Below are 12,704 nucleotides of genomic sequence, written 5' to 3'. Positions count from 1 at the left end.
GTAGAGCGGGCGCTCTCGGAGTTCGTTCATCGCTCCTTGCCTGCGATTCGGGGCGCGCGCTTCATGATTGCGGCGGCGTCAGCGCATATCAGCTGCCCCTCGCGGTGTATCTCCGGTATCTTTTACACGGCGAACGATCGTTCGGTATCGTTCCTCATCCATTGCGAGAACAAAAAGGAGTCTTCATGTCGCTGGTCGATCAACTCAATGCGCAGATGCGTCTGCCGGTCATCGGTTCGCCGATGTTCATTCTGTCCAATCCGGATCTTGTGATCGCCCAGTGCATGAGCGGCATCGTTGGTTCTTTTCCGGCTTTGAACGCGCGTCCGGCCGAGGAGCTGCCGGTGTGGCTCGAGCGGATTACCACGACGCTGGACGAGGCCCGCGCGGCCGACCCGCAGGCGAAGATCGCGCCGTTCGCGGTCAACCAGATCGTGCACGCTTCCAACGATCGGCTCGAGCATGATCTAAAAGCCTGTGCCGACTTCAAGGTGCCGCTGATGATCACCAGCCTGCGCGCGCCGCATGCCGCGGTGGAAGTGGCCCACGACTACGGCGGCCACGTGTTTCACGACGTGATCAGCGTGCGCCATGCCGAAAAGGCGATTGAGGCCGGGGTAGACGGATTGATCGTGGTCTGTGCGGGGGCGGGCGGCCATGCCGGCACCCTCAGCCCGTTCGCGCTGGTCTCCGAGATTCGCCAGTTCTGGGACGGTCCGCTGATTCTGTCCGGCTCGATCACCCGCGGCGAACATATTCTGGCCGCCCAGGCCATGGGCGCGGACTTTGCGTATATGGGCACGCGCTTTATCGCCAGCGCCGAGGCCAATGCCGTCGACGAGTACAAAGCGATGGTGACCGAATCCACGGCCAAGGACGTGATCTACTCCAACCTGTTTACAGGCGTACACGGTAACTACCTGCGCGGTTCGATCGAAAACGCCGGGCTGGACCCGAACGCGCTGCCCGAATCCGGCAAGGAAGCCATGACCTTCGGCAGCGACCGCGAGAAGAAGAAGGCCTGGAAGGATATCTGGGGCGCGGGGCAGGGCGTGGGGAGTATCGACAGCGTGCTTCCGGCCAGCGAAATCGTTGATCGTCTGGCCACGGAATACGCCGCCGCGCGCAAGCGGTTCGCTTAAGCCGGCCGGGTCGTCGCGGTGCCGGCCGAGGGGTCGGTGCCGTATCGCTTCAAGGGCGCTTGCCGGCGGAGCAGCGGATTGCTCGGGCGCCAACAACCGCGCTTGTAAGCGTTATAAGCGGGTCTGCGGGTTGAGTGTGAACACGTATCGCGCTCATGACAGCCGTCGTCGCGCCGTCCGTAGGACTGCTGATATACCCGCAGCACGGGTTTCGTTTCCATGCGGATTCAACGGCGGCCGCTCGTTTGGGGCGGCCGCTACGAATTCGAACGTCGGCGCCGCGATGCGCCGACGAACCAAGGAGCGAAACCATGCAAGCAGAAGCCATGCTCAAGACGCACCCAAACCCGCTGTCGGTGCAGAAACAGCTCGTCGCCTGTGTCGAAGCCTGCTTCGACTGCGCACACCACTGCACCGCCTGTGCGGATGCCTGTCTCGCCGAAGACAATGTGGCCGACCTGCGCGGCTGCATCCGTACCGATCTCGACTGTGCCGACATCTGTAACGCCACGGCCCGCGTGCTGTCGCGCCAGACGGCCTTCGGCGAGTCGCCGGCCGCCACGCAGGTCAAGGCCTGCCGAGACGCCTGCCAGAAGTGCGCCGCGCATTGTGAAGGCCACGGCGACCAGAACCAGCACTGCGCGCTGTGTGCCGAAGCCTGCAACCGCTGCGTAAAAGCCTGCGACGACCTGCTGGGCGAGATCGACTCGTAAGGCATGAAGGCTGAAGTTCGGCATGCATGCAAACGCATGCCGGCTCACAAGAGCGCGGCTCGTCCATGGCGAGTCGCGCTTTTTTTCATGGCGATTGCCTACAGGCGAGCAGCGGCCGCGCGTTAGATCTCGGAGTTCCTTCTCCAGGTAACGGGCCAGCCGTCGAAATCGCCGACGTGCCGGCCATCGGCGAACAGGCCTGATTTTTCCAAGTCTGAATGCTCGGTTATTGGGGAGAGGGTCAGCTCTTCGTTGTATTCGCGATGCCAGCCTCGGATGATCGTGGTGGCGTGAGCGAGGCTGACAAAGCGTGGCGGCTCAGTGCTGCCACGCCGACATTGTCGCCACATTCGTTAGCCGCTGTGCCTATCCGTCTTGCCACTCTTTGAGCTGTGTCTCCGTGCAGCGAGGCCAAGGATCAGCGCCGGGACGTTGGTTCTTTTCGGTCACGGGCAATTTCAGGCGGGGTGGGGTGTAGTCATCGGCGACGGCCACTTCGATACGGCCGTCGGGATAAAAATGTGTCTGAAAATAATGCGGTATGCCTTGGGGTGGTTCGGTGACCTGAACCTCTTTCTCGCTCCATTTGATCTTGGTGTTAGTGAAGTTCTGGCCTGAAACTCGCTTCGTCCACAGGCATACATCGGACACCCAGCGGACATTAACCGTGACCGGTAGTTCCTGACCCACGCGCCAGCGTACACAGCACGTACCTTTGCTACCGCCTGCTGTAGCCGTGCTCAATCGTACATCTCCTCCCCAGGCGCCGTTAACCTCGTAGTCGCTGATGCCGTGATCGGTATAGTTGTACCCAAGCAAAGTCAGATAAACCTCCTCGCCTTCTTGGGGTGGTTTTTCTTTCCCGGATGAACTTTGGTCCTGTGCTTGGCAAGCCAAAGTTGTTAGGGAGAGCGCGACAATAACGATCAACCTACAGCTATAATTACCAAAGTTCGTATAGCGGCCGCTATGGGCTGCGAAAAAACGCTGTGCACGGGAGTTTTGTCTATTCATCGCTTTAGCTCCGGCGCGGGCGTAGTCGGGTCGGCGGGCGTGTCCATATCTGAACTAGCTATATGACGGCGGTATACGAGCGGTACGTCGTTAAGAATGACGCTTTGTCGCTGCACCGTCAGCCTGGATCGATATCTCACCGCATGATCCAGGCGACCATAGAGAGAGGCAAGAGCAGCGTAATCGCGATGATGAGCATTCCGGATACGCGTAAACCAGCATGGTAGCGACGCGTAGCCGCGCGAATTACCACAACCCCAATGCCCAACGTAATAGCGGTGAGCACGAATCCGATGGGCAATACCGCCACCGCGGCATAACCACAGCCCGAGCCGACAAAACATGCGGTCGAATAGACGGCTGCCGCACCGCTGAAGCCGGTATACAGCACTGCCATCACGCTCCACCACAGGTGACCGTGTAAACGCCCATCATTCACGCCGGTCATGTTACGGACAGGCCCGTGCAGCTTTTCTCGGCTTTAGCTGAGCTCAGTGGTTCTTCGTGAGTCGGGTGATTCAGTACTGGCATAACGTATCTCGCGCTCCCAGGGTTTGCTGGGGTCGTTACGCATGTTGAACGTTAGCTCCTCGTTGGTACCCCTGTAAAAGCGACGATAGCGTAAATAGCCTTCAGGCTCCCAAGAGCCCGGCATTAAATCCCGACAGCCAAACAGATAGGTGTTGATTTCGGTGTCAAATGGCCTGAATCCGGCAAAAGAATCGTGAGCATAGATACCGAACATCGTCGCTTCCTCGCCACTGATCGTCGGGTTTTCTCTTGCCCGCCCAAGCACGTCCCTGGCTTCTGGCGCGAGACGGCGCACATGTTCGGTGTCTGTCTCGTGCCAGCGAAATAGCAAATTCAAGGCGACATCGCTAGTCGTTTTCCAGAAACCGCCGGCCTCGTCAAGTGCTTCGATGTCTGATTTCAGAATCTCATTCGCACCGATGAGATCATTAATATCGTCTTGCGATGCCCGCTGGCGCCAAGGCAGGTTCGGATAGCTTGACGTGCGAGCGACACGCCATTTCAAGTAAGGCATTAACCAATCCCTCGGTACGCGTGCTTCTGAGCCCATCGCCTCAGAGAAAGCCTCGTACGCTTGCTGAAGGCCCGCGTCCACCCTGAACGGATCGCCACCACTTTCCGACTGTGCGAACGCAAGATCGACATCGAGGGGTACCTTCGCGTCTTGGGCCGCTTTCAACATGTAATTCAAAGGGATCTGCGATAGTTTCTCGCTGTCTTGTGCATCTAGCCCTTCGAGCCTGCCGCGTCCCTGCTCGCCAGGTGCGTATCCGCCGCCCACGTCTGAATGCATGCCTGGAAAGGCATATTCATGACCGTTTGGCGGTAGCGATCCATCGGGCCGTGTTATTCGATCCAGTGGGAAAGAAGGCCGATTCTCGTGCATTGAAATATAGTGCACGCAGTTCTCAACGCACGGCGCGATCTGCAGGTTATCCGGCGTCGCCCAGGCCATATGGCCACTCGTATAGGTGCCTATCCCCTGAGTGCTGGTAGGAATGCCCACTGACGCTACGGTATCGAAGATTCCCAGCATTCGGACCTTAGCCGGGATGCCGCAAAGCGTGTTGCCCTGGAATAACTCGTTGAGCCACGTGCAGAATACGCGCGCTTCGGCAGCGCCACGAGAAAAGCCGAACACATCAATGAAGATTTCGGTAATTCTAGGCTTTTCGACTTCACGAGAAAGTGTCGCTATACGCTGGGCTTCTCGGCTAAAAAAGTACTTATTCTCGCTGCGCCCGTTATCTCTGCAGTATTTTAAGGTGTCTTCGTGGCTATATGTCGAGCGAGTGGCATTCGACAACGTTCTCTGTAACGAGTCTAAGACGTGAAGTAAAGCAAAATTGATGCGGCCTTCGCCGCCCTCGCCGAAAGCAAGGCCGAAGGTAGCAGGATCTACCTCGCCGATTGGCGGGAAGGGCGTCCCGACACCTGCAATATAAAGCGGGTAATAACTTTCGTTAGGGTCGGCGGGATATGCGTAGAACAGTCTTGCGACGTTGCTATCTTTCTTGCGAGAAGCTTGGGACCCATCGCCCGCATTACAATCGCTGGCCCCGTCCCAATCTTTATTGTTTCCGGTCCCGTCAAAAAAAACGCCGATTTGTACTGATGTTTCGCACCGATCACTTTGTGGAATTCGAAGAGGGAGCACCGGACTAATGCCAGGCGTCAGCGAAATCGGGTGGCTCTCGACGCTGGTTTCCATCATGAACGTCCTAGGCTAGATACTATTTAAAACTATCAGGGCAGTGTTGGCGTGGTGGATATTTCTTCCATGGTTGTTTTTGTGGTATCGAAATTTTTATTGGATATTCCGACCCAGGTTGATTAGCTTTTTCCGGGTAATAAGGTGTGGATACAACACGTACTTTATTGTCAGGCAAGAAGTTGACGTATAAATGCTCTGGTGAGTCATATTCTTCTACTGGCACGATCGCTGAGTAATCCTTTCCGCTGCAATCACGCCAATTTGTGACGTTCCATTTAATTTCGACCGTCATGCCAGGCTGCCATTTTTTCGGTAGCGTCCCGCAACAGGAAGTGCTTCCCCCCTTACCTGCGCGTCCGCCGACGATACCGTTCACGTTGAATCGTTGCACACTCAGATGATCCGCAAGGTAATCAACACCGGTAACCCCCACAGCCACGCCACTCTTTTCCGTCGATTTCGCTGCCTGGCCTTGGCATGCAGTACTGCTGATCGTGATAAGCAGTACAATTAATGTAAAAAAAAAGCGCTTGGTTGCGTTCAACATTCTCTTAATTCTCCGTTTCACGATTGAAGCGCCCCTAGGTTTCGCTTGCCTGCGGATATCTACGTCTTAAACGTCAACGTGTCTCACTTACTTCGTTCACGAGCTGTCAGCCGTACTTCGTCCTTAGACTTTTCCATACCACGCCAGTACGGCGTCGAGTTGCGCTGTCTCTTTTGCCTGGCTCACAACTTGCTCAAAGGATTGATCATCCAGGGCTGCCCCGCGTGTGCGCAGGCAAGTCGCGGTCACCGCTAGTCGCAGCGTATCGTGTTCGATGTGTCGCGTAGATAGCCATGTCCGGGCTTGCTGGGCGAGGCCGTAACGCTCGTTGGCAGGCACTGTTCGGAGTTCCGGGAACATATCTATAGTCGTCGCCAATAGCTCGCCGGTGCGGGATTCGTCGAGCAAATTATTGAATTGCTTAGGGTTTAGGCGGATCGGGAGCATGGCCGGAGGCGTATCGTTGGCAAGCTGCGTTGCGGCGATTTTTTTCCTCTGCCCATGCGGGGTAGTGAATTCCCAAGCGGCGATCGGTCCAAGTAACGCTAAACGTTGTGGTTCGAGTAAGACGTTCCAAAGAGAAGCGATCGCACGTCCGTCTGCATAGCGAAGGAAGTACTTGCGCGCGCCTGAGCGTGTTTGAATGAAGCGTAGCGACTTAAAGTGATCGACCAGCCGCGAAAAAGACACGGCCGAAATCTCAAGAACGCTCACACCCACACTGCGTGTTTCATCAGCCCGTAGGGTAGTTACCAGCTCACGGATTGCTGCGTCGGCTTCAGCCAGCCAAGGCCCGACCGCAGCGGCTTCAGCACCGAGGTCCGCGTACAGCGGGTGCGCGCTTGGGTGGTCACTTAGCGTAGAGCTGGCCGATGTCCCGGCGATCACGCCGCCATCAAAAAGCGCATATTGAGTCATCGAGCTCATGCCGGGACGAGCGGACTACCGGACTTGGCGGCTTTCAAAAAGCAGGAAAGACAGAAATCGTTTTTCGGGAAAGACATCGGACGCCTGTCAAGGAATGCCCCGCCCGTAAACACCTTGTTCCCCGCATGGACGGTTAAGGTCCCGGGACACGCCACAGTAATCTTGCCGCCTTCGAGGGTGACGGATGCACCGCCGGCCGTAGCCAGCTTGACGGCCTTTTTGCCTGCGAACTCGCCTTCGGCGTTGGCACTGGCGATCTTGAGGCTGTCCTTGCTTTGTACCTTCATCTGATCGGCCTGGGCCTGCAGGTCCAGATCGCCCTGGCCGGCGATGAGCTTCAAGCCCTCGCCGGAGCCCTGCACACCGGCCAACACGCCGATCGATTGGCCGCTGTGGACATGCAGGCGTTCGCCGATGGCCCAGTTGCTGTCGGCGCCGCTGGCGACGGTGAGCGTTTCCTCCGCGTGCCAGTGCACGTCCTGGCCGGCGACCACGCCCAGGCCGGCCTTGGCGGCGATCGCCAGGATCGGATCGGCCGGGTGGGGGCGTTGGGTGTCGGCGAGGGCGGTGTTCTTGTTGTCGGCGTCGGCGGTGGCTTTTGTCCAGTCGGCGGCGTCCACTTGCCCTTGCGCGGTTTTCAGTAAAGCTGCGAGCGGGCTGGCCTGCTCGTCTATTGTCGACTGATTCGCCTTCGCGGCGCCCAGATGGGCCGCAAGCGCCGTGGTGGTATGCGTACTGGCAATCTGGCTATAGCTGGCACCGAGCTGGTTGGCCTGTTTGAGCAGGGCCTGGCCGGCGGTGAAGTCGCCGGCGGGTTCGTTGGGCTGGATGCCGTAGGTCGATAGCAATACGCCGCGTTCGCCGCGCACGGCGCCATAGGCATCGGTGCGTAGCTCGAAGCCGGTGCCCCGAAAACTGCCGCGGAAGTTGTCGGCCTGGTGGATCAGATGGCCGAGGTTGAGCTGGCTATGGGCCTGGGTGGTGGCCAGCTGGATACGCTGTTGGCCATCGGTATCGTCGAAGACGAGCTGGTTATGCCCGGTGCCGCCGAACTCTTGGGTCTTGGTGCCGGACAGGGCTGCGGCATTGCGATGATCGGCATCAGCGGATGCTGCCCCGTGCCAGGCCGGGGCCTGGCCACCGGCCAGGTTGCCCTGGGCGGAGGGGGCGTGATCGCTGGCTTGCTGATAGGCGGAGGTATCGTTTTCACGCTGGGTACCGCCCGGGGTGGTCGGGGTTCCGGCTTCGCCCTGGCCGTTATAGAGGCTGCCGGTGATCACGGGGCGGTCGATATCGCCGCCGAGAAAACGTACCAGCACTTCCTGGCCGATACGCGGGATGAACTGCTGGCCATGGCCGGACCCGGCATCGCGCTGGGCACAGCGGATCCAGCAGCTCAGCCGGTCGTCGGGGGTGTCGCCGCGTTGCCAGTGAAAACGTACCTTGATCCGTCCCAGCGCATCGGTATGCAGCGCGTCCGCGCCGGCCGGGGCGGTCGCGCCGTCGGGGCCGACCACGGTGGCGGTCTGGGCCCCCGGGGCGGTCGGGCGCGGATTGAAGCGCAGGCCGGTGTCGTCGGCCAGCACCGGCCGCCAGGGCACGTCGCGACGGATGGCGTCGAAGCGGTTGGCATAGCCGGTCTTCTTGGCCTGGGCGAGCAGCTCGGCATCGGCCTGTTCGCCGTGGGCCGCCGGTATCCGGCCCAGCCGTGCTTCGATGCGCTTGGCCAGATCATTGGGCAGGTTGTTGATGCCGACATGGGACACATTCAGCACCAGGAACTGGCGTTTGCGTTCGTCGGCATCGCCGGTGGCGCTCGACAGGGCATCGAGATTGGATTCGGTGAGGGTGAAGACATGCCCACAGGCGAGCGTGCGTACGCTGGACTCGCCGTGCCAGGTCTTGGTGCGGGCTTCGGCGGCTTCCAGGGCCAGGCGGGTATAGCGCTCGGCCTCGCCGTCGCTGGCCCAGGCATAGGGACCGGCATAGTCGTAGGCTTCGAGCATGGGGGCGTCGTCGGCGCCGTAGCGGGCCTGGGTGGCCAGCCCGGCGCTGGCATTGGCCTTGCGCTTGTAGTCGAAGCTGGTGGACGACAGCCGCGCATACGGCAGCGTCCGGGTGGCGCCGAACTGCTGGATGGCGTCCTGGGGTTCCTGGCTGGCGGCGCGATGAAAACGAATGCCCTCGTCGCCGAGTCCGCTGGCGGAGGTGGCATCTTCGGGGCGATGGGCAGACTGGGCGAACAGCACGAGGCTGTGGCCGGCGGGCGCTTCGTCGTCGGTGACGAAATGAAAGCCCAGGCCTTCTTCAGCGAGCAGTCGAGCGATAAAGTCGTAATCGGATTCGCGATACTGGACGCAATAGCTGCGGGCCCGGGTGTCGGCCAGGAATTCGCTGACATCGTCGGCGAGCTGCCAGTGGGCGATCGCGGCGTAGTCGGCAAACACCTGTTCGACGATCTCGATGACGGTCTTGTCCTGGAATACGCGGTTGTGGCGGCCGATGGTGAGATACCACAGCCAGGGCACGGTGGTCAGTCGGTAGCGGGCAAGCCCGCCGTCGCAGGACAACAGCTCGGCGTCGCGTACAAGCCCGGTGCGCGCACAGTCACTGCCGTCGGCGAGCGTGGTGATCAGGGTCAGCGGTTCGCCGAGGAAATCGGTGAGCGAAAGCTGGGCATCGGGCGAGAGCACCACGATCCGTGTGGGATGTACCGAAGACAGCGCTTCCTGTCCCTGCCAGCGTTCGACCATGAGCGCCGACAACCCGGCGTTGCCGGCGAGACGGTACAGCCGGCTCTCGGCCGTGAACAGGGCTGTGAGCTCGGAGGCCAGGGCGTCTCGGGCGGCGAAAGACATGGCGCTTATTCGAAAAAGATGGCGTTTACAAGCTTCTCGTAACTGGATGACAATTTCCAGTCGTGGGCGATCTGATTGGATCGCATCCACCCGGCCGAGTTTGCCACAGCTGGTTCCCGCTATAAAAAAGCCGCTCCGTTAAGGGAGCGGCTTTGGTGGCTCAGGTGGGCGAAAACCCTATTTCCTGCGCTGCAGGAATTTGTTCATGATGCCGCGCACTTCGTCCGAGAACAGGCGCTCGCTGAAGTGGGTGATTTCGCGCTCGATCTGGCCGCCCAGGTCGTCGCTGCCCATGCCCTGGCGCAGCAGTTGTTTGCTCAGCCGTACGGCCTCCGGCGGTTTGGCGGCGAGCTTTTCGGCAATCGCGGTGGCGCGATCGGCGAGTTCGGCGTCGGGCACGCGATAGGCAATCAGGCCCATGCGCAGGGCTTCTTCAGAGTCGACGGTATCGCCGGCCAGCAGCAGACGGGCCGCGTTCTGGCGTCCGACCAGCGCCGGCAGCAGCAGGCTGGAGCCGGCTTCCGGGACCAGGGCGAGATCGATGAAGGCGGTATAGAAACGCGCGCTTTCGTTGGCGATGACAAGGTCGGCATGCAGCAGCATGGTGGTGCCGATACCGGTGGCCTGCCCCTGGACGGCGATAAGGATCGGCTTGTCCAGCGCAATCAGCGCCTTGATGAACTTCATCGCCGGCCCGCCGCCGCTTTCGGCACGGCTTTCGGGCGTGGCGTTGGCGAAATCGCCGATATCGTTGCCGGCACAGAACATGTCGCCGGCGCTATCGATGAGCAGCGTGCGTACCTCGTCGTTGCTGCGGGCGTGATCGACTACGCGCTGCATGTCGGCATACATCGCGCCGGTGAGGGCGTTGCGCTTGTCGGCGCGGTCGATCGTCATGCGCAGCACGCCGTCGGTGAGGGCGACGCGGATGTGACCGCTGTCGAGTTCCGGTTGGGCCATGGGGCAATCCCTTCGTGATTAGAAAATGATGAGCGACAGCGACTGGGCGATACAGGCCGGCTTGTCGCTGCCTTCGATTTCGATGGTGACCGTGTTGTGCAGCATATAGCGGTTGTCGCCGCGCGGCTCCACGGTTTCGAGCTTCTGACGGGCGCGCACTTTCGAATCCACCGGCACGGGGGCGATGAAACGTACCTTGTCCAGGCCGTAGTTGACCGTGGTGGTCACGCCTTCGATACGCCGGATCTGGCTGGTCAGCTGCGGCAGCAGCGACAGGGTGAGAAAGCCGTGCGCGATCGGCGCGCCGAACGGCGATTCGCGCTCGGCGCGCTCGACGTCGACATGAATCCACTGATGATCTTCGGTGGCATCGGCAAACTGGTTGATACGGGCCTGGTCGATCAGCAGCCAGTCGCTGACGCCCACTTCCTCGCCCACCAGCGCCTGCAGGGCGTCGATGTTTTCTATGATTTGCACGACATTCTCCTCACTCACTCTCTCTCGCAATAAAAAACCGGTACCCACGACGCCCGCAAATGAGCGCCGTGGATACCGGTCGACAAACCATGCTGGACGCTTGGGTCAGCTGACGGCGTTGTCGAGTTCCGGGATGATTTCGAACAGATCGCCGACGAGGCCGATATCGGCCACTTCGAAGATCGGGGCTTCTTCATCCTTGTTGATGGCCACGATCGTGCCCGCGTCCTTGATGCCGGCCAGATGCTGGATGGCACCCGAGATGCCGAAGCACATGTACAGCTCGGGCGAGATGATCTTGCCGGTCTGGCCGACCTGCATGTCGTTGGGCACGAAGCCCGCGTCGACGGCGGCACGCGAAGCACCCACGGCCGCGCCGATCTTGTCGGCGAAGTCGTAGATGATCTTGAAGTTCTCTTCGCTGCCGACGCCGCGACCGCCGGAGATGACCTTGGGCGCGGTCTGCAGATCGGGACGATCGCTCTTGGCCTGTTCGAGGTTCACGAAGCGGGTATGCGACGGAATCTCGGCGTCCAGGCTCAGGGTTTCGATTTCGGCGTTGCCGCCCTCGGCCGCGGCCGGGTAGGAGGCACAGCGCACCGAGGCCACCAGCACCTGATCTTCCGGCGCCTTCACCGTGATGATCGCGTTGCCGGCATAGATCGGGCGGTCGAACTCATGCGCGGAATGCACGGCCATGATGTCGGTGATCATGGCCACACCCAGCTTGGCAGCCACGCGCGGCATCAGGTCCTTGCCGAAGGTGGTGTTCGGGCCCAGCACGTGGCTGTATTCACCGCTTTGTGCGGCGGCGGCGATCTGCGGGGCCAGGGCGGCGGCCGTGGGATGCTTGTTGGCATCGTTATCGGCCTGCAGCACCTTGGTCACGCCTTCGATGTTGGCCGCGGAGGCGGCGATATTGGCGCCGTCGTCGCAGAGTACGAGCACGTCGATCGCGGTGGGGCTCATCTGCTGGGCGCAGGTGACCGCGCGCGCGGTGGATTGGTTGAGTTCGCCGTTGAGGTAGTCGGCGATGATCAGAATCTTGTTGCTCATAGCAGGCCCTTTTCCTTGAGTTTGCTGACCAGTTCGTCGACCGATTCAACCTTGATGCCGCCGCCACGCTCCGGCGGGGCCACGGTCTTGACGGTTTCGAGCATCGCGGCGCGTTCCACGCCGAGGTCGTCGAGGCTGGTGTCTTCGATCGGTTTCTTCTTCGCCTTCATGATGTCCGGCAGCTTGAGATAGCGCGGCTCGTTCAGACGCAGGTCGGCGGTGATCACGCCGGGCAGGTCGATATCCAGCGTTTCCAGGCCGGCATCGATCTCGCGGGTGACCTTGGCGGTTTCGCCGTCGAGTTCGATTTCGGAGGCGAACGTCGCCTGCGGCCATTCCAGCAGGGCGGCGGTCATCTGGCCGGTCTGGTTGGAATCGTCGTCGATGGCCTGTTTGCCCATGAGAAAGACCTTGGGCTCTTCCTTCTTGGCCAGCGCTTCGAACACGCGTGCGGCGGTGAGCGGCTGTACCGGCTCGTCGGTCTTGACGTGGATCGCGCGGTCGCAGCCGAAGGCCAGCGCGCTGCGCAGCTGTTCCTTGGCGGCTTCCGGGCCGATGGTCACGGCCACGACTTCATCCGCGCTGCCGGCTTCCTTCCAGCGCATGGCCTGTTCGACGGCGATTTCGTCGAACGGGTTCATGCTGTGCTTGACGCCGTTCTCGACGACGCCGGAGCCGTCCGGCTTGATCTGGATGCGCACGTTGTAGTCGATCGCGCGCTTGACGCTCACCAGTACTTTCATGTGTCGGTTCTCTTGTCGCTAT

At 60.6% G+C, this 12,704-nt stretch carries 12 protein-coding genes; 2 read left to right on the top strand and 10 right to left on the bottom strand.

The window, feature by feature from the left end:
• The first annotated feature begins 185 nt into the window (after positions 1-185).
• Positions 186-1,142, top strand: coding sequence for an NAD(P)H-dependent flavin oxidoreductase (locus C84B14_RS15470; RefSeq protein WP_348765238.1), 957 nt, complete (start codon positions 186-188; stop codon positions 1,140-1,142).
• A gap of 311 nt (positions 1,143-1,453) precedes the next feature.
• The gene (locus tag C84B14_RS15465; protein ID WP_348765237.1) at positions 1,454-1,855 is read left to right on the top strand and encodes a four-helix bundle copper-binding protein; all 402 of its coding nucleotides are present in this window, start codon (positions 1,454-1,456) and stop codon (positions 1,853-1,855) included.
• 366 nt (positions 1,856-2,221) lie between these two features.
• Here the strand turns inward: C84B14_RS15465 and C84B14_RS15460 are convergent, their stop codons facing one another.
• From C84B14_RS15460 to C84B14_RS15415, 10 genes are all read right to left on the bottom strand, one after another.
• A complete protein-coding gene (locus C84B14_RS15460) occupies positions 2,222-2,869 on the bottom strand; it encodes a DUF3304 domain-containing protein (RefSeq protein WP_353225421.1) in 648 nt (215 codons plus the stop codon).
• A gap of 136 nt (positions 2,870-3,005) precedes the next feature.
• Positions 3,006-3,317 carry a hypothetical protein gene (locus C84B14_RS15455; protein ID WP_353225419.1) on the bottom strand — a complete coding sequence of 104 codons (312 nt, stop codon included), beginning with the start codon at positions 3,315-3,317 and terminating at the stop codon, positions 3,006-3,008.
• 33 nt (positions 3,318-3,350) lie between these two features.
• Positions 3,351-5,111 (bottom strand): T6SS phospholipase effector Tle1-like catalytic domain-containing protein, encoded by a 1,761-nt coding sequence (locus C84B14_RS15450; protein ID WP_353225417.1) that lies wholly within the window; start codon positions 5,109-5,111, stop codon positions 3,351-3,353.
• Between the two features lie 22 nt (positions 5,112-5,133).
• Positions 5,134-5,661: a DUF3304 domain-containing protein gene (locus C84B14_RS15445; protein ID WP_353225415.1), complete on the bottom strand. Its 528-nt coding sequence runs from the start codon at positions 5,659-5,661 to the stop codon at positions 5,134-5,136.
• 123 nt (positions 5,662-5,784) lie between these two features.
• Positions 5,785-6,588 carry a DUF4123 domain-containing protein gene (locus tag C84B14_RS15440; RefSeq protein WP_353225413.1) on the bottom strand — a complete coding sequence of 268 codons (804 nt, stop codon included), beginning with the start codon at positions 6,586-6,588 and terminating at the stop codon, positions 5,785-5,787.
• Entirely contained in the window at positions 6,585-9,446 is a 2,862-nt protein-coding gene (locus tag C84B14_RS15435; protein WP_353225411.1) for a type VI secretion system Vgr family protein, read from the bottom strand. Before C84B14_RS15435 ends, C84B14_RS15440 begins: the two co-directional genes overlap by 4 nt.
• Positions 9,447-9,623: 177 nt before the next feature.
• Positions 9,624-10,406 (bottom strand): enoyl-CoA hydratase-related protein, encoded by a 783-nt coding sequence (locus C84B14_RS15430; RefSeq protein WP_348765231.1) that lies wholly within the window; start codon positions 10,404-10,406, stop codon positions 9,624-9,626.
• Positions 10,407-10,424: 18 nt separating this feature from the next.
• On the bottom strand, positions 10,425-10,883 hold the full coding sequence (locus C84B14_RS15425) for a MaoC family dehydratase (RefSeq protein ID WP_353225409.1): 459 nt from the start codon (positions 10,881-10,883) through the stop codon (positions 10,425-10,427).
• Positions 10,884-10,988: 105 nt separating this feature from the next.
• Positions 10,989-11,939: an electron transfer flavoprotein subunit alpha/FixB family protein gene (locus C84B14_RS15420; RefSeq protein ID WP_348765229.1), complete on the bottom strand. Its 951-nt coding sequence runs from the start codon at positions 11,937-11,939 to the stop codon at positions 10,989-10,991.
• On the bottom strand, positions 11,936-12,682 hold the full coding sequence (locus C84B14_RS15415; RefSeq protein ID WP_293628002.1) for an electron transfer flavoprotein subunit beta/FixA family protein: 747 nt from the start codon (positions 12,680-12,682) through the stop codon (positions 11,936-11,938). The genes C84B14_RS15420 and C84B14_RS15415 overlap by 4 nt, the downstream gene beginning before the upstream one ends.
• Positions 12,683-12,704 lie beyond the last annotated feature (22 nt).

This window comes from Salinisphaera sp. C84B14 (assembly GCF_040361435.1).
GTDB lineage: Bacteria > Pseudomonadota > Gammaproteobacteria > Nevskiales > Salinisphaeraceae > Salinisphaera.
This window is presented reverse-complemented; position numbering and strand designations above follow the sequence as displayed.